The sequence below is a fragment of the Streptomyces sp. NPDC088747 genome, assembly GCF_044751025.1.
In the GTDB taxonomy this organism is placed as follows: domain Bacteria; phylum Actinomycetota; class Actinomycetes; order Streptomycetales; family Streptomycetaceae; genus Streptomyces.
Genome location: NZ_JBIVKZ010000004.1, coordinates 36,460 through 55,979, shown reverse-complemented (window position 1 = coordinate 55,979; position 19,520 = coordinate 36,460). Strand labels below are relative to the sequence as shown.

Here is a 19,520-nt window from a genome sequence, read left to right as displayed (position 1 = left end):
CGATGAGCATCATCGTCTCGCCCCAACTCAACAACCTGCTCTTCGTGCTCATCGGCGAGAAGATGCTGCAAGCGGACGAGGACCTGGCGTACCGGAGCCACCAGCCCTACCGGCGGCTCGGCAAGAACGTCCGGGAACTGTCCGACCTGATCGAACAGTCGGTCTTCGGCGTGGGCCAGGCGCTGCCCCCGCAGGTGGGCAGGCAGTACGTCCGGGCCATGCGCCTGTTCGTGGACAACGGCGGGACGAACTACCTGCGTGAGTTCGCAAAGCAGTTGGACGACGTGAGCGACGGCCGGGTCAAGATCTCCATGGACATCATGGAGGCCAAGTGGTCGATCATCGCCGAACTGGTGCGTCTGCTCATCGAGTTGGCCATCATCGCGGCGCTGTCGTTCTTCACCGGCGGCGCCTCGACCAGCCAGACCGCGACCGCCAAGGCCCGCAGCCGGGTGACGATCCTCGCCACCCTGGATCAACTGCTCAAGCGGACACACCTGTTGCCGAGCCTGTCGGAGGCGTTCGACGAGGCGTTCCAGACCTTCGTGGTCCGGCTGGCCATGATGACCCTGGCCCCGCCCGGACGCAGGCCCGACAGCTTCGACTGGAGGCAGATCGTCGAGGACGGTTTCTTCGGCGCCGTGACCGGCATGCTCCACGGCGCCTTCGACTCCCTGACGAAGAACCTCGGCAAGGGCTTCCGCAACAGCCTGGACGGGCCCAACGGGAGCCAGTTCGGGAAGAACAACACCAAGAACATCACGGACGACATCACCTCCAAGATCGACAATCCGCCGCCGACACGGTCGGTCGGCGACCGGTTCGTCCGGGGTACCGGCAGCGGCGCCAACGAGTTCCTGGTGGCGGGCGGTTCGGAGGCCGTGGCCGAGATCGTCGTCAACGGCGTCCTGCACGGCAAGTGGGAGGGCAGCGCGGAGACGTTCATCGGCGCGGGCGTCAGCTCCGTGGTCGGGGCCGCACTGTTCGCGGCGGCCGCGAAGTTCGGGGGCGCGTTCGGGTCCGGGTTCGACTTCAGCAGTGTCAACGTCCTGCCCGTCACGGGCGACGACGACGCCGCGACCGGCAAGCAGAACTCCGGGCGGGGAGAGAGCGACGAGGACGACGCCCGGGAGTCAGTGCCGACGACGTCCTCCGTCGGGCCTTCCCGGAAGGGATCGACGGACCTCTCGGACCCGGCCACCGGTCGTCGCGACCTGGGCACCGACGTCGACGCAGACGCCGACGCCGACCAGGGCGTGCGCACGGATGGGCTCGGCGACCTGGGCGTACTCGGCGGCATCGGTGGGAGCGGCGCCGGGGCCGGTACGGTCCCCACCTCGTCCTCCAACACCGCGCCCCCGGCGTCCGGCAGCGGTACACCGCAGACCGGCGGTGGCGGCCGGCCCGCACCGGCGACCGGCGCCCCTCAGCGGGGCGACGACTCCGACGCCGTACTGGAGGATCCGGCGGCTTCCGGTACGGACGAGGGCGCGGACGAGACCGTGCCGTCGGAAGAACCGACCGGCCAGGAACTCGGCTCCGAATCCGGTTCTGGCTCCGGCTCCGGTTCTGGCTCCGACTCCGGCCAACAGGGCGCGGACACGCGGGAGTCCGTCTCCCCGGGGCCGGACGGGGAGACCTCCGCGGGGAGCGACGGAGCGATACCGACCGTCAGTACGGCCGGTGCCCCGACCCACCTCGCCCCGGCTGCCGGTGCACCCAGCGGCACCGGCTCGGCGCAGGGACAGGGGCCGCAACAGACGAACCCGGCGGGCGGCACGAGTTCGCCGCAGCGCGCGAGCAAGGGCACGCCGGACACGGCCGACACCGGGTCGGGGGCCGGGTCCACACCCGAGTCGTCCGACGACTCGACCGCCAAGGCGGCGGACCGGCCCGCGACGACGTCCACGGCCACGACCTCGTCCCTGCCGAAGAACGGCGGAGCCGACGCGGACGGCGGTACGGACGGCGATACGGACAGCCGCGCGGACGGCGGTACGAATCCCCACACCGGCCTTGGCGCGGAACCCGGCCGGGACACCGAGGCCGGGCCCGTCACCGCTCCGCCGACCACCGGTACGGCGGGCTCGGACGCGACGCGTTCGACCGCGCCCCCGTCGGCGTCGGCGTCGGCGTCGGAACCCTCCCGGACCACGCCGAACCCGGCTTCACCCGGCGTTGGCAGACGCCGCTCCGCTACGGACGGCGACCCCGGCGACGACTCCGTCCCCACGCCCGTGCGCACCCGGTCCGAAACGGCCGCGTCCTCCGAGGAACCGCCTGCCGCCGACACGGTCGACACCTCCTCCACCAAGGGGAGTTCACCGACCAGGGCCATGGACGCCACGGACCCGGACGCCACGGACCCGGACGCCGTGGACCCGGACGCCGTGGCATCCCCGACGCCGGTCGCGACCTCGTCCGCACCCTCGACGTCCGCGCCGGACAAGCCGACGGCAACGCGTTCCGTACTCGCCGAACCCGCTCCGGCGCCCCCCGTACCGGCCAAGTCCTCCGCGCAGAAGCCCGGTTGGGACGACGCCCGGTCCGCCGTACCGGCCGTCACCCGCAGCCACACCTGGACGGACCCGGTCTCCACGCCCACGACGGCCGATGGCCTGCCCACCCGTTACACCGTGGACTCCTCCTTCGACGTCCGCCGCTTCACCCATGACGGTGAGGCGGTCGTGGACCTCACCGTCGAGGTCGCCCTCACCGGCGACGGTGCGATGACCGACGCCGAACGCCTGGCTCTGTGGGACCGGATGGCGGACGGGGTGCGGCAGACGTTCAACGATCCGGGTCACCGCCTTGCCACCGGAGAGCGTCTGCACGTCACCGTCGTGCCAGCGGTCTCGGGCCACCAGCCGCATCTGACCGTGGAGTTGGCCGGATCCGGCTCCGGAGCGCGCACCTCGCACCACACGTGGCGCTCCGACGCCACCGCCCAGGACCTCGCCCACGAGATCGGCCACCAGCTCGGTCTGCGCGACGAGAGCCGGGACGCCACCGCGCCGCAGCGCCCTCGGATCGACGGCAGCCTGATGGGCACCTACCAGCGCCCCATCGCCGAGGACGTCTCGCAGGACATCTCCGAGGAGCAGCGGGGCAGTTACTCGCAGGGCGGTCTGCGGCCCCGCCATCTCTCCCTGCTCGGCGCCCTCGTCGGCGGCCCCGAGGACCCCGTCGGGTCGATGCCCCGGGGCACCCGGTCCGAGGGCGCCGACCCGCTCGCGCCGGTCGCCCCGTCGCCGTACGTCCAGAGCTACGGCAGCCGACGTGACGGCAACGTGGGGCTGGTGCAGGTGGAACCGCTGCCGCCGAGGATCGTGGAGGGACTGCACCAGCATGTCCTGAACCTGCTGGGCATTCCGGCGGAGGCACAGGCGACGCACCCCGTGCGCGAGCAGTTGCGCCGTGAACTCGGCGGTGAGCAACTGGTGCTCAACCTGCCGTATCTGCTCAGCAGCATGGGGCACCGTGTCACCGTGGACGTCGGCGGCCGGCGGCGGACCGTCGACGTACGGCTGTCCCTGCACGATCCGGTTCCCTCGCCCCGCCAGGGGACGCGTGACCCCTCGGACCCTGACGTCCGCGTCGAACGGCGCGGGGTCGGCACCCAGGAGTCGGGCGACACGGAGTCCTCGGGAAACGTCCGGACGCTGTCGGTGCCCTGGTCGGCGTCGCTGCCGATCCCCGCAGCGGGACCGGTGCGCGCGGTGGACTTCGGCCCTTCGCTGGCCCTGACGCACAATCAGCTGTCGCTGTCGACATCGGTCACCCAGACCGTGCAGACGACGACGGCCCAGCGCAGCAACGAGCCGTCACACGCCTTCAGTTACGGATCGAGCTGGCAGGCGCGGGTCGACACCCCCCGTATGGCGCCGACGGACAACTGGGGTACCACGTCCGAACTCGGGCCGGTCACCGTCTGGTTCCCGGAGCACCTGGCCGCGGAGCGGCCGGCCGACGAGGCGCTGGCGGAACCCGCCGGGCTGGACGAACTGCCCCTGTGGGGCGTGGACACCGTCAAGGAGCCGCACCAGCTCCTCGAAATGGTGCACGGCGCCTTCCACGACGATCTCGCCAACCTCTCCGACTCGTCCGCGGAGGCGCTGGAGGCGTTCCTCTCCGAGCCGGTGCTGCGCGGCACGCTGCCCATGCAGCGGTCCGGCGGCATCTTCTCGCCGGTGCTGCTGGACTCGCGCGGGCGCGCCATCGGCATGCTGAAGGTGACCACGGAGGTCACCCCGGGCACCCCCACGCACCAGAGCCAGGACACCAAGATCAACCTGGAGAGTCACCTCGTCAACACCGTCAAGGTGGACGGGCAGGCGAAGGTCACCAACAGCGTGGGCATCGACCTCGGCGTGGGACCGGCCTTCACCGGCAGCCACGCCGCGAAACATCCCGACGCCTCCGGCAAGGTCGCCGGCTCCTTCATGGGCAAGGGCGGAGTGCGCTGGCAGACCAGTGACACCCTCAACAACGGGGGCAGCGCGTCCGTTCTGCACGCCCTGCGCAGCAACCGCAGCCACTTGCTCACGCCCGCGGAAGTGCGGCACACCGTCACTCTCGTGCGCCCCGGCGGCGGGGAGAGCACGCGGGACTTCGGGCCCTGGGACAAGGGCATGCAGCTGCGCCTGCTGGCCAAGCCCGATGCCGCTGGGAAGGTTCCGGAGGGTGACGAACTCCGTTCGCTGCCGCCCGAGTTGGAGCATCTCCAGAGCATCGGGATCACCGCGGCCCCGCTGGCGATGGACGGTCCGCAGCAGCTCTACGCCCACGCCGAGGGCTGGTTGCGCGCCAACGGGTTCCTGCCCGCGTCCACGACCACCACGAGCCGCAACACGGTGCTGCCCGACGAGGCTCTGGTACAGGCCCAGTTGAACAACCTGCGCCGGTTCGAGCAGGCCCGCTCGGACGTCGGGCTGCGGGGCGCCGCGGACGCGATGGTCGACGGCGGTCACGCCCTGTGGATGGACAAGCCCACCCCGACCGGGACCCGTCGTATCCGGCTGAACCTGGGCGCCACCCGTGACACGACGCCGCAGCCGGTTCCCGCGGCCCCCGGCCCGGCACCGGCCGCGGGCCCGCCGCCCGCACAGCACGTGCGCACGCTGCCCGCCGTCCAGCACATCGGCCTGACCTCCTTCGGCATGAGCGGCACGGAGCAGCAGTCCTCCGGCTACGGCTGGACGGCCGGTTTCGGCGGCGGCGTCAGCGGCCCCGTAAACCCCTCCACCGGCGGCTCGGGCACCCTCGGCGGGGCGGCCGACTACACGTACGGCAGTCAGATCTCCCACACCGGCACCATCGGCGCGGGGCTCAACCACGACCAGCTCTTCATCGGTTCGAACCAGGGCAGCGAGGTCTTCGACATCCCGGCGCGGTTCACTCTCGACCTGTACGACGGGCCGGGCGCCGAGCCCGCCGTCCGCTTCGCCGAGCACACCGCCGCCACGTCGTACGTCGCACCGGGTGAGACCCCGGCCCCGCCCGGTCCCCCGCCGAGCGCCGTCACCGGCAGCGTCAGGATCGCCGTACCGCATCACCGGACGCTCGCGGCCGCCCCGGCACCCGCTCCGCGCCCGCAGGACGCACAGATCCGCGAGGTGACCGAGGACGACCGGACGGCGCTGGCCACGACCGGGCCCGACGGCCGCCCGCTGAAGGGGGTCGTCAAGCTGCCCGACGACGCGGTCCTGGACGTGTTCCGCGGCTCGGGCGACCTCCAGGAGGCGATACGGCAGATAGCGGCGGGCACCTATCCCGGACATCCTCAGCCCGGCTGGGCGGCCGGCCTGGGCACCGCGGTCAGCGGGATGAGCCCGGACGTGCTGAAGTCCGCGGCGTCACTGGTGGCGGCTTCCGCGGCGGGCCAGAGTGCCGGCGACCCGACCACGCTCGCCGCCGAGGTACGGCAGGCGGCGCTCTCCCCGGCGAACCTCACGGCGCGCGGGCACCAGATCTTCAAGGGCAGCTATGTGGTCGAGGGAGTCACCCTGCCCGGTCTCGGCGCCGACCAGGAGTACTCCCTGGAGATCAGCGGCGTACTGCGCAACCCCCGTCTGATGCACAGCGCCCAGCAGTATCTGGAGACCGGTGTCTCCTCCTCCGACACCGCCTCCCAGCAGAAGTCCGTCGCCGGTTCCCATCAGGGCGGGGTGGCCGTGACGGGTACCAGGACTCCCGCGGTGGCCAAGAGCGCGGATCCCGCCACCGCGCCGCCGAAACGACCGGACACCTTCGGGCCGTCCGCGAAGTACACCTACACCGCGAAGTCGGAGGACTCGGCGACCCTCTCCACCACGACCGGGGTCAACCGAACCGGCACCGAGGCGCGGGACGAACACCGCGTCGGCGCCGACGCGTTGATCCTGATCACCGTGCGCGGTGGCACGCGCAACGTGGTCGGCAACACCCTCGGCCTGGGCAGCGGAGAACCGGTGACCATCGCCGTGGAGCTGCCGCAGGCCGTGCAGTTCCTGATGACGGACGGGCAACTGGCCCGGCACCAGGAGTGGTTCACCGACGTCGAGGGCCTTCCCCACCCGCAGCAGGCGCCGGACGACCTCCCGCTGCCCGGCCGCTTCGCCCGTACGGGAGAGCCGGGACTGGCCGGCGTGCTGTCCGTCACCCAGCTCGGCGCCCCGCGGAATGCCCCGGACACCGAGCCCGCGACCACGACGCTCCCCTCCGACACCACCACCGGTCCTGGCGACCCCGCACCCGCGGAGTCCGCCGAGGACCTGGCGCCGCCGCAGCCGGTGGAGCGCAGGAACCGGCTGTACGACGAGCTGATCGCGCTGGTCGAGGCGGAGGCCCCCGGTGTCACCCAGCCGGGGCACGCCTCCTACCTTCCCGGCGTGGCGTCCAGGATCGCCGACTACACCTCGCCCACCGGTCTGCGCGCCCTGCCCGGCCGCGGTCCGCGGGGGGTGCAGCGCTTCCACTTCCGGTATCTCGCGAAGGGCGGCGCCCGGCTGGTCGAGGTCACCCTGTCAGCGAACCCGCGCGCGGACGCCGAGGAACGGCGGACCATCCGGGGGCGGAACGCCGGGGCGGGCAGCGGACTGGAGCAGTATCACGCGCACCAGCCGGCGGGAGTCGCCACCGCGACGACGGAGACCGCCCAGCACGGTCTCACCTTCAACCCCACCACGCGGTACCCGCAGCCGGGGAACGACACCCGCACCGACCGCAGCGGCCCGGTGCTGACCGCCGCCACCAACCGCGGCCACGGCACGAAGTCCGCCACCACCGCCGAGGACCGGTTCTGGCTGCGCACCGACAGCGTCGCCGACTTCGATCTGGAGTACGACTATCGGGCCGCCGTCCGTTCCGAGCTGGTCGCGGACTGGCCGCCGAACGTGCTGGGCGGCATGGTGCAGGGCTGGTTCCTGCCGTCGGCCGGCGAGACGGACGCGGAATCCGGGGTCACTGGCTGGATCAGCCGTACGCTCGGCGGCCGGCCCGGCCGCTCGGCCGTCGTACCGGCCCGGGTGACGCTCAGGTTCACCGGCAGCGAGGCCGCCGAGGGCCAGGAGGTGGACCCGCCGCTGCCGCCCGAGGTCTCGGAGACCCCGCCCGTCCTGAAGGGCAACCGGTACGTCCCGACCGGGCCGGCCCCCGTCTTCGACTTCAACGCCTGGCCGGAGCTGACCACCGCGCTGAACACCGTCGCGCCCGGTCAGAACCGCGGCTGGCGGTCTCTGCAGACGTCCACGTCCGCCGAGAGCACCGCTGTCCGGATCGGCGAGCTGATCCAGGCGGGCGAGATCAGCCTGGACCACTCGCGAACCGCGGCCGGGCTGACGGACAGCATGCCGGGCGCCTATCCGTTCGAGTCGGCGCCCGGCACCCCGCCCTCCCTGTCCGTCACGCTGCACAACCCGCGCCGGGTCACCGAGGCGTCCGACGTGACCCTTGACCGGCTCTCCGTCAGCAACAACGTGGGCGGCTCCTCGTCCAACGGCGGGACGACGGGCGGGATCAGCTTCCAGGGCATCTACAGCCACGATGCCGAGACCCAGGCGGCCGGCGGTGCCACGATCCCGGTCCTGGCACGGCAGCCCCAGACGATGGGCAGCACGGCAGGCGCGTCCGGCGGGCGCCGCGAATGGCTGAAGACGGGGGTGACGACGGCCCCCAAGGACGGTTCGCACGGCACGCGTACCTACGAGGCTCTGGTCGACACCCACCTGACCGTCCGGGGGCCGGAGGGAACCCGGCACGTCACCGGCACCGCCACCGTGCGCGTCGCGGAACGGGACGTCCTCGGACACGGCATCACCCCGCCCCGTACCCATCCGCAGGTGTACGACCTGGCGTCCATGGTGCGCGCCGGCGCCGACCGTTCGGTGTCGACCGCCGGGGCCGCCGCGGACCTGAGGGACTGGCGTACGCACCCGCTGGACGCGCTGCCCGATCTGCTGGCGGCCCAGATCGACCCCGCCGACCCTGAGGCCCAGTTGTGGCTGGCGGTCGGCACCGATCCGGCGACCGGGGACGGCACTCCCGCCCGCCCCGATCCGCAGGAGCTGGGCCGGGCGCTGTTCGCCGCGTCGCAGACCGCGGCGACGGCGGGGAAGCCGGTGGAGCTCGCCGTACGGTACGAGGACGGCACGGTCCACTTCTGGAACTTCGACCCCGCCGGACAGCCGTCCGGGCTCGACCCGGACGCGAATGCCGCGTGGCAGCGGTTCCACACGGAGGCGTCGGACCTCGCCAGGGCGGCGCAGGAGGAACAGGACAACCGCCAAAGGGAGTTCGAGCTCCGGGAGGCGTTGGACCAGCAGGCCGTCGTCCTCGCCGCCGCCCTGCGCGAGGTCGATCTCGCCCTCGCGGAGTCGCGGCCGCCCGTGTCCGGTCAGGACGACACCGGGGCCGCCGGACCGTCCACAGCACCCCGGATGCGGCTGGACCGCACCCCCCGCTTCATCGTCCCCTCCCAATTCGACGTACGCCGCTTCCAGCACGAAGGCGACACCGTCACCGACCTCACCGTCACCATCGGCTTTCGCGGCGGCGACAGCTCCGCCGCCCTGGCCAAACTCGCCCAGGGAGTCGAGGAGTACTACAACGCGCCGGGCCACCGACTGCCCAACGGCGACCTCCTCCACATCACCGTGCAGCTCGCCGCACCGGTCGACACTCCCCATCTGACCGTCGAACTCGCCGACTCCACCCGGCCCATGGACCAGCGAACCTGGCACCACGACGCCAACCCCATCGACTACGCGCACGAGTTCGGCCACCAGTTGGGCCTCCGGGACGAATACCAGGACGACACCGTCCCCCACCGCCCCGACATCGAGGGCAGCCTCCTCGGCAACTACCACAAGCCATCACCGGACGCACTCCCCCAAGGGCACCTGCGCGAACGCCACTTGCAACTGCTGGCAGCGGTCATCGGCGACACCCCCGCCGCGCAGACCGGGAGCACGAACTGGCAACAGGCACGCGAGGCCAGCGCTCCGACGACCCGCTCCCACACATGGGTCGACCCCGTCTCCGAACCCCTCGGCCCAGAGAGCGACGACACCGCCCAGCGGGAGAACGACGCAGTGGCGGCCCGCATGTGGCAGATGCCGGCCGGTCGCCGGCAGAACGACTCCGACTCCGACGAGGGGGACTCGGACGACTCCGACTGGAGCGCACCGTCTCCGACACCGGCAGGTCCGTCCACGGCACCGCGCTTCACCTGGACCCAGCCTTCCGCGGCCGCTCCGCCGCCCGTGCGGACGCCACCCTCGCCCGAGCCCGCGCAGGTAGGCGAGGCGGAGCAGAGCGAACCGTTCGACGCCTCGTCCCTGGTGGCCTACGTCCTGCCGGACAGCCTTCCAGAGGGACCGTTCGACGCGAGGACACTGTGGTCGAAGGCGCCCGCACTGGAGTCCTTCGCGGTGGCCACCTCGTCCGCACGGGGACTGACGGTGCCCCTGAAGTACCCGGACGACCGCGCGACCGACGAGTGGGACAGTCCGTGGGACGGCAACGACGCCTTCAACGCCGTGATGGCACCAGCCGGCGAGTACCTCGCCCTCGTCGTCGAGCGCGCCGAGCGCACAGCGGCGGACCCCGACGCGACCAGGGAGGAAAAGGCCGCCGCGGAGCACTTGTTGAGGACCAACAGGCTGCTGGAGGACGACGGCTGGCGCCCCGAGTACCGCAGTGAGTTCCTGCGGACGCAGCTGATGCTCGGAGAGAGCGGGCTGCTCGACGACCTGCCCCGCGAGTTGGTCATCAACCCCGACTGGTCACGGCAGCACGGCATGCCGGACCCCGAGGACTCCCCCTGGGCCCTCGTCGACCCCGCCGACCCGACCGGACCGGTGGGCGGTTCGCTGCGCGGTACCGACGGGGTGTCCGCCAGGTTCCACACCTGGCTGAACGGGATCGGCGGGGACAGCGGCTGGCTGGCGGGCTGGGCCGACGAACAGGCCGGCGGGTCGATCAACACCGAGTCCCAGCGGTTCAAGGTGATGATCAGCCACTTCCGTCCGCCGAAGTCCGACGACGGGTACCACACCGCCAGCCTGAACAGCGCTCTCCAGCACGACACTTGGCGACCGGACGGCAGCGAGATCCCGGTCACGCGATTCGACCCGCGGTACCTGGACCACACGACGTACATCCGCAGCATGGTCGCCCAGCACGTCTTCACCTACGAGGTGCTGACCCGGGTGAAGATGCCGAACGTCGACGCCGAACAGGGGATCGTCCAGCTGATCCGCCTGGAGAAGCGCAGCCTGCTGGAGGAGCAGAACGGCGGAGCCATGGCCTTGGGCGACGAGGTCCGGATGAGACGGGGTCCCGCGGAGTCGTACAGCCTTCTGACGCCGTACAAGGACCCCTCGGACGAGAGCAGCCACACGCTCGGCCCCTTCTGGGTGACGTCCCAAAAGGTGCCGCTGCACCGTGTGTTCGGCACCTATCTCCAGAGCCGGGCCGACACTCAGCCGGACCGCTCGCTCCTCCTGGGCGAGGGCGAGAACGAGTTCCTGGCTCTGGGCGAAGGCGCGCCCATCATCTACCACGGCACCGACACCCCGCCGCAACTGCCGCCGACCACCACTCCCGGAACCGTCACCGCCCAGGCACCACGGCCCGGACAGCGATCAGGTCCGGCGACGGCCGGGCAGTCACACCCACAGGAACCCGCGACCTCTAAAGCGGAGGCGGACGCGGACGCGAAGGCCGAGCCGCACGCGGACGCGAAGGCTGAGGCGGACGTGGAGGTGGAAGCGAAGGCTGAGGCGGAAGCGGTGAGCGAGGAGCAGGCCGCTGCCCGCGCCCGTCTGCGTGCTGCGGAGGCGGTCCTCGAAACGGCCGGCCTGCGTGCCGACGAACTCCAGCAGAGGATGGCTGCCAGCACAGATGTACGCGAAAAGGCCGCGCTCCAGGCGGAGTTGGACAGGCATGCCATCGTCCTCTCCGACGCCCTGCACGAGGTCGACCTCGCCCTCGCCGAAACACGGCCCGTATCGGGTCAGGACGACACCGGCGCCGTGCCGTCCCCGGCACCCCGGATGCACCTGGACCGAACCCCTCGCTTCGAGGTCCCCTCCCGCTTCGACGTACGCCGCTTCCAGCACGAAGGCGACACCGTCACCGACCTCACCGTCACCATCGGCTTTCGTGGCGGCGACAGTTCCGCGGCCCAGGTCAAACTCGCCCAGGGAGTGGAGGAGTACTACAACGCGCCGGGCCACCGACTGCCCAACGGCGACCTCCTCCACATCACCGTCGAACCCGCCCCACACGGAGCCAAACCCCACCTGCCGGTCGACCTCAGCGACCATTCCCGGCCGATGGACCAGCGAACCTGGCACCACGACGCCAACCCCATCGACTACGCCCACGAACTCGGCCACCAACTAGGCCTCCGCGACGAATACCAGGACGACACCGTCCCCCACCGCCCCGACATCAAGGGCAGCCTCCTCGGCAACTACCACGAACCCTCACCCGACCAACTCCCCCAAGGCCACCTCCGCGAACGCCACTTGCAACTGCTCGCCACTCTCATCGGCGACACCCCCGCCACCGATGGCAACACCAACTGGGAGGAGGCGCGCGGCATGACCACTCCCACCCCTCGCGGTCACACCTGGGTCGACCCCGTCTCCAAGCCACCCGTCCCGCAGTACACCGCCGCGGTGGCACCCCGCGTTCACCTCAGTGACGCCGATGTCCCGGCGGGACCCTTCACCGCCGGGACTCTGTGGACGAACGCCCCCGAACTGCCCCCCTTCGGACTGATCAGTTCGGGCGGCGGACGCGCCTTCCCTCTCGCCTATCAGGAGTCCAGCCCGGAGGACTCGTGGACCGACCCCGAGCAGGGGCACCGCGAGTACAACGAAATGTCGGAACGCACCGAGGAGTACCTGGACAAGATCGCGCAGCGCGCCGAGGAGACGCGGGTGTCGTCCACGGCGTCCGACGCGGAGAAGGCTGCCGCCGACCGCTGGCTGGAGACGAACTCCACCCTGAAGAACGACGGTTGGCGCCCCGAGTACCGCAGTGAGTTCCTGCGGACGCAGATGCTGCTCGGGGAGAGCGGGCTGCTCGACCAGCTTCCGCCCGAACTTGTCGTCAACCCGAACTGGGCGAGAGCCCTCGGTGTGCCGGACCCCGAGGACACGCCATGGGCCCTGGTCGACCCCGCCGCCCCGACCGGCCCGGTGGGCGGTTCACTGCGTGGCACCAACGGGGTGTCCGCCCTGTTCTACCAGTGGCTCGACGGCGAGAACGGCAGCAGTACAGACCTGGGCAACTGGGCGTACGCCCAGGCCAGCGGCTCGACCACCCAACCGTCCAAGCGTTTCAAAACGCTGGTCAGCCACTTCCGACCGCCGACGAGCGAGAACGGGTACTACCTCCTCGACGCTCCCGACCCCAACCACTGGTGGCCCGCCGGCGCCAGCGACCCTTACCCGGTGACCGTGTTCGCGCAATGGAACGTGCGGAACGCCGCCGCTCAGCACGCCTTCACCTACGAGGTGCTGAAGCGGGTGAAGATGCCGAACGTCGACGCGCAACGGGGGGTCGTCCAGCTGATCCGCCTGGAGAAGCGGAGCGTGCTGGAGGAGCAGAACGGCGGCACGCTCACCATGGGGCAGTCAGTGGAGATGTCGCGGGGCCCAGCGGAGTCGTACAGCCTCCTGACGCCCTACAAGGATCCCACGGACGACAAGAACCACACGCTCGGCCCCTTCTGGGTGACGTCCCAAGAGGTGCCCCTGCACCGGGTGTTCGGCACCTTCCTCCAGAGCCGACCCGACACCCAGCCGGACCACTCGCTCTTCCTCGGCGAAGGCGAGAACGAGTTCCTGGCCCTGGGCGAAGGCGCGCCCATCACCTACCACGGCACCAACACCCCGCCCCACCTGCCGGTCACCACTCCGGGAACCGTCGCCGCCCAAGCACCCCGGCCCGGACAGCGAACCGTTCCGGCGACGACCGAGCAGTCGCATCCGCGGGAGACCGGCGACACGACGGGCGCCGAGGTGTTGAGCGAGCAGGAGGTCGCGGCCAGTGCGCGTCTGCGTACGGCGGAAGTGGCGCTGGAGGCCGCCGGCCTTCGTGCCGACGAACTCCAGCAGAGGATGGCTGCCAGCACAGATGTACGCGAAAAGGCCGCGCTCCAGGCGGAGTTGGACAGGCATGCCATCGTCCTCTCCGAGACTCTGAACGAGGTCGACCTAGCCCTCGCCGAAACACGGCCCGTATCGGGTCAGGACGACACCGGCGCCGTGCCGTCCCCGGCACCCCGGATGCGCCTGGACCGAACCCCTCGCTTCGTCGTCCCCTCCCGCTTCGACGTACGCCGCTTCCAGCACGAAGGCGACACCGTCACCGACCTCACCGTCACCATCGCCTATCGCGGCGGCGACAGCACCACCGTCCACGACAGACTCGCCCAGGGAGTCGAGGAGTACTACAACAACCCGGGCCACCGGCTGCCCAACGGCGACCTCCTCCACATCACCGTGCAGCTCGCCGCACCGGGCGACGCTCCCCATCTGACCGTCGAACTCAGCGACCGTTCCCGGCCGATGGACCAGCGAACCTGGCACCACGACGCCAACCCCATCGACTACGCCCACGAACTCGGCCACCAACTCGGCCTCCGCGACGAATACCAGGACGACACCGTCCCCCACCGCCCCGACATCGAAGGCAGCCTCCTCGGCAACTACCACGAACCCTCACCCGACCAACTCCCCCAAGGACACCTCCGCGAACGCCACTTGCAACTCCTGGCAGCGGTCATCGGCGACACCCCAACCACCGACGGGAACACCAACTGGGAGGAGGCGCGCGGCACGACCACCCCCACCCCTCGCAGCCACACCTGGGTCGACCCCGTCTCCCGGCCTTCGGCACCACAGCACACCGACACGGTGGCCGCCCGCGTTCACTCGAGCGACGCCGATGTCCCGGCGGGCCCCTTCACCGCCGGGACTCTCTGGGCGAACGCCCCCGAACTACCCGCCTTCGGACTGATCAGTTCGGCCGGCGGACGCGCCTTCCCGCTCGCCTATCAGGAGTCCAGCCCGGAGGACACGTGGACCGACCCCGAGCAGGGGCACCGCGAGTACAACGACATGTCGGAGCGGGCAGAGCAGTACCTGAACAAGATCACGCAGCGCGCCGAGGAGACGCGGGTGTCGACCACGGCATCCGCCGCGGAGAAGACTGCCGCCACCCGGTTGCTGGATACGAACTCCGCGTTGGCGGGCACCGGGTGGCAGCCCGAGTACCGCAGTGAGTTCCTGCGGTTGCAGATGATGCTCGGGGAGAGCGGGCTGTTCGATGCCCTGCCCCGCGAACTCGTGGTCAACCCGAACTGGGAGCGGGACCGCGGTGTGCCGAACCCCGAGGACACGCCATGGGCGCTGGTCGACCCCGCCGACCCGACCGGCGAGGTGGGCGGTTCGCTGCGCGGCGCCGACGGGGTGTCCGCCCGGTTCCACCAGTGGCTCGACAGCGTGGACGGCAGCAGTGTGGATCTGGGTAACTGGGCGTACGACCAGGCCGGCGGCTCCGTCAACGAGGCGTCCAAGCGTTTCAAGACGCTGGTCAGCCACTTCCGACCGCCGACGGCCGAGAACGGCTACTTCCTGCTCAACGGGCCCCAGGCCAAACACTCTTGGTCCCCTGGCGACGGGAACAGTTACCCGGTTGTTCTGTTCGCGCCCTGGAACGTGCGGAACGCCGCCGCCCAGCATGTCTTCACCTACGAGGTGCTGAAGCGGGTGAAGATGCCGAACGTCGACGCACAGCGGGGGGTCGTACAGCTGATCCGCCTGGAGAGGCGGGATCTGCTGGAGGACCAGAACGGCGGCACGCTCACCATGGGTCAGTCAGTGGAGATGTCGCGGGGTCCCGCGGAGTCGTACAGCCTCCTGACGCCCTACAAGGACCCAACGGACGACACGAACCACACGCTCGGCCCCTTCTGGGTGACGTCCCAAGAAGTGCCCCTGCACCACGTGTTCGGCACCTTCCTCCAGAGCCGACCCGACTCGGTTCCCGAGCGGTCACTCTTCCTCGGCGAGGGCGAGAACGAGTTCCTCGCCCTGGGCGAAGGCGCGCCCATCACCTACCACGGCACCAACACCCCGCCCCAACTGCCGCCGGCCAGCACTCCCGGAACCGTCGCCCCCCAGGCACCCCGGCCCGGACAGCGAACCGTCCCGGCGACAACCGGACAGTCGCACCCTCAGGAGACCGCCGCGACAACGGCCCCCGAGGCGCGGAGCGAGGCGGAGATCGCAGCCGAGACTCGTCTACGCGCGGCGGAAGCGGCCCTGGAGGCTGCCGGCCTACGTGCCGACGAACTCCAGCAGCGGATCGACGCCACCCCCGACACACAGGAAAAGGCAGCACTGTGGCGGGAGTTGGAGGGGCACACCGCAGTCCTCTCCGACGCCCTCCATGAGGTCGATCTCGCTCTCGCGGAGTCGCGGCCGCCCGTGTCCGGTCAGGACGGCACCGGGGCCGCTGGGCCGTCCACAGCACCCCGGATGCGGCTGGACCGAACCCCTCGCTTCGTCGTCCCCTCCCGCTTTGACGTACGCCGCTTCCAGCACGAGGGCGGCACCGTCACCGACCTCACCGTCACCATCGGCTTTCGCGGCGGCGACAGCTCCGCCGCCCTGGTCAAACTCGCCCAAGGAGTCGAGGAGTACTACAACGCGCCGGGCCACCGACTGCCCAACGGCGACCTCCTCCACATCACGGTCGAACCCGCACCACCCGGCAGCACACCCCACCTGACCGTCGACCTCACCGACTCCACCCTGCCCATGGACCAGCGCACCTGGCACCACGACGCCAACCCCATCGACTACGCCCACGAACTCGGCCACCAACTAGGCCTCCGCGACGAATACCAGGACGACACCGTCCCTCACCGCCCCGACATCGAAGGCAGCCTCCTCGGCAACTACCACGAACCCTCACCCGACCAACTCCCCCAAGGGCACCTCCGCGAACGCCATTTGCAACTGCTGGCAGCGGTCATCGGCGACACCCCCGCCACCGACGGGAACACCAACTGGGAGGAGGCGCGCGGCACGACCACCCCCACCCCTCGCAGTCACACCTGGGTCGACCCTGTCTCCGAACCCCTCGGTCCGGGAGACACCGTCCTACGGGAGAACGACACGGTGGCGGCCCGCATGTGGCAGATGCCGCCCGGTCTCCAGCAGAACGACTCCGACGACGAGTCCACCGGCGCTGACTCGGACGCGTCCACCTGGAGCGCGCCGTCCCCCACCCCGGCCGCGACCACGTCGATCCACGCGGCGGCGTTCCCGCCGCCCGCCGTCGCACCGCCACCGACCTACGCGGTACCGGCACCTACCCAGCCCGACGCTCAGCAGAGCCCGCCTCCGGCGACACCGGCCACGCTCTCGCCCGATGCCCTGCCGGACGGTCCCTTCAGCGCCGCGACGCTCTGGTCGAACGCCCCGGAGCTGCCGGACTTCGGCGTGATCACCTTGGGGGACGGCAGGACGTTCCCGATGGTCTATCCGGAGGGCCGGGCGATCCCGGACTGGGCAGACCCCTACGAGGGTGTGAACGCCTACGACAACGACCTGGTGACGACGGCCGAGTACCTGGCGCTCATAGTCGAGCGCGCCGAGAGCACCGTCGCCGACGCCAGCGCCTCAGGGACCGAGAAGGAGGCCGCGGAGCGTCTGCTGAAGACGAACTCCCTGCTTGCGGCCGACGGGTGGCTCCCGGAGTACCGCACCGAGTTCCTCCGGATGCAGATGCTCCTCGGGGAGAGCCACCTGCTGGACGGGCTGCCCGCCCGGCTGGAGCCGGACAGCGGTCTCGGCGGCTCGTGGGCTCTGACCGATCCGACCGACACCGCCGCGCCGACGGACCGTCCGGTAGGCGGATCCCTGCGCGGTGAGAACGGCGTTTCCTCCCGGTTCCACTCCTGGCTGAACGAGAACGGCGGGGACAGCGACTGGCTGGCCGGGTGGTCGTTCGGTCAGTCCGGCGGTTCCATCAACCCGAGTTCGCAGTACTTCAAGGTGATGGTCAGCCACTTCCGTCCTCCACGGGCGGACGATGGATACCACATGTCCCGCCTCGACGCCCACAGCACCCTCGTCCGCGCGGACCTGTGGCAGGACGAGAAGAGCAACGAGTTCCCGGTAACGGCGTTCTCCCCCGCGTACGTCCGCAGCATGGCGGCTCAACACGCTTTCACCTACGAGATGTTGCAGCGGGTGAAGATCCCGAATGTCGACGCGGAGCGGGGGGTCGTCCAGCTGATCCGGCTGGAGGAGCGGAGCCTGCTCGCGCAGTACAACGAGGCCATGCCTCCGGTGGGCGGCCCGGTGCACATGAAGCGGGGCCCGGCGGAGTCGTACAGCCTGTTGGAGCCGTACAAGGACCCCACGGACGAGAGCAGCCACACGCTCGGCCCCTTCTGGGTGACGTCCCAAGAAGTGCCGCTGCACCACGTGTTCGGCACCTACCTGCAGAGCCGGGCCGTACCCCGCGGAGAGCCCTGGTCGGAGCACACGCTCTTCCTGCGCGAGGACGAGAACGAGTTCCTCGCCCTGGGCGAGGGCGCCCCCATCATCTACCACGGCACGAACACGCCGCCCGTCCTGCCCGTCACTCCCTCCACATCCTCATCCACCCCCGCCTCCCAGGGCGTCTCGCCCCGGGCGCCCCTGCCCGGCCAGGGGTCCGGGAGGCAGCGGCGGGCGTCCGCTCCTGCCCACGGCACCCCGGGCCCGTCGGTCGGTCCGGCCGGCCTCGACGAGAGGATCCGCGCCGCGGAACGGCGCAGTCGCGCGGCCGACGCGGAGGCCGCCCACATCGCGCGCAACCACCCCGCCCAACGGCAGGACCTACGCCCGGACGAGGTCCGCGCCCGTGAGGCCCGGCGGACGCTCGAACAGCTACGGAGAGCAAGGAACTCGCTCGGCACGGAGCCGACGGGGGACGAGACCCAGCGGAACGAGAGCCAGCGGAACGAGAGCCACGAGAGCGGAACCCAGGAGAACGGGACCGAGGAGTACGAGGACCAGGGGAACGAGACACAGGAGAACGATCTCGCCAAGGCCGCCCGGACTCGCAGGTACGCGGCCGAGAAGGCCCTGGAGGAGGCGGGCCGACGCGCGGACGAACTGCGGGAGTTGCTCGACTCCGCGCGCGAACGGCAGCGCGCCGCGGCACGCGCGCAGCGGGCCGCCGCCGAACGCCTCGCCGGGCTCGCGGCCGACGTGAACGACCTGCGGGGCGCCGCGTCGGTCGAGATACCGACGGGATCATTCGCGCGTACGCCGGACCAGTGGCCGGCTCCTGGCGCCCGGCCCAACCCGCCAAGAGGCCTTGTCGCCGGTCCTGTTGGGGCCGGGGGCAGCACTGTGCCGCTGTCCCCCGGGAACGGAGGCGACACCCCGCTGTCCCCCGCGGTCGGGCACGGCACCGTTCCGCTGTCCCCCGAAGAGTCGCTCTCCACGGCGTTGTTGCTGGGGGTGAGCCCGAATTCAACCCTCGCCCAGGACGGCGGGGGCCGTGACGCCCTCAACCTCTGGCTGTCCGACCGCGTCTCGGCCCTCGAAGCGGACGGTACGCCCGTCCCCGGCCTGCCCACCGGTGCGGACACGGCCGACCTGGACGAGTTGCGCGTACTGGGCGTCAGCCTCGGACCGGGCGAGTTGGCGGAGGCAAGCCTTCTGGGCGGCCGAATCGCCGTGTCCGCCGCACAGTTGGACGTCGGGCAGCGGATCCAACTGCTGGTCAACCGGTCGGTGCCCGGCTCCTATCCTGAGACACTGGCCGCCCTGGCAGCGGCGGCCTCCGGCCGGAACGTCGTGATCGTCGACCAGGACGGCATCGAGCACAGTCACGGAACGGGAACGGGAACCGGAACAGGAACAGGAACCGGTGAGCCGATCCGCGTCATCTTCGACGGCGTGCGCTATTCGACGCCCCCTCAACTTGTGCGGGAGACCTGAGACATGGCCCGCACG

The 19,520-nt window shown here is 71.0% G+C and carries 1 protein-coding gene; it reads left to right on the top strand.

The window, feature by feature from the left end:
• The first annotated feature begins 2 nt into the window (after positions 1-2).
• Positions 3-19,505: a hypothetical protein gene (locus tag ACIP79_RS11590; RefSeq protein WP_401222185.1), complete on the top strand. Its 19,503-nt coding sequence runs from the start codon at positions 3-5 to the stop codon at positions 19,503-19,505.
• The last annotated feature ends 15 nt before the right edge of the window (positions 19,506-19,520 follow it).

Coding starts and splice junctions, on each gene's coding strand:
- ACIP79_RS11590 (WP_401222185.1), top strand. CDS start 3: ATGAGCATCATCGTCTCGCCCCAACTCAACAACCTGCTCTTCGTGCTC.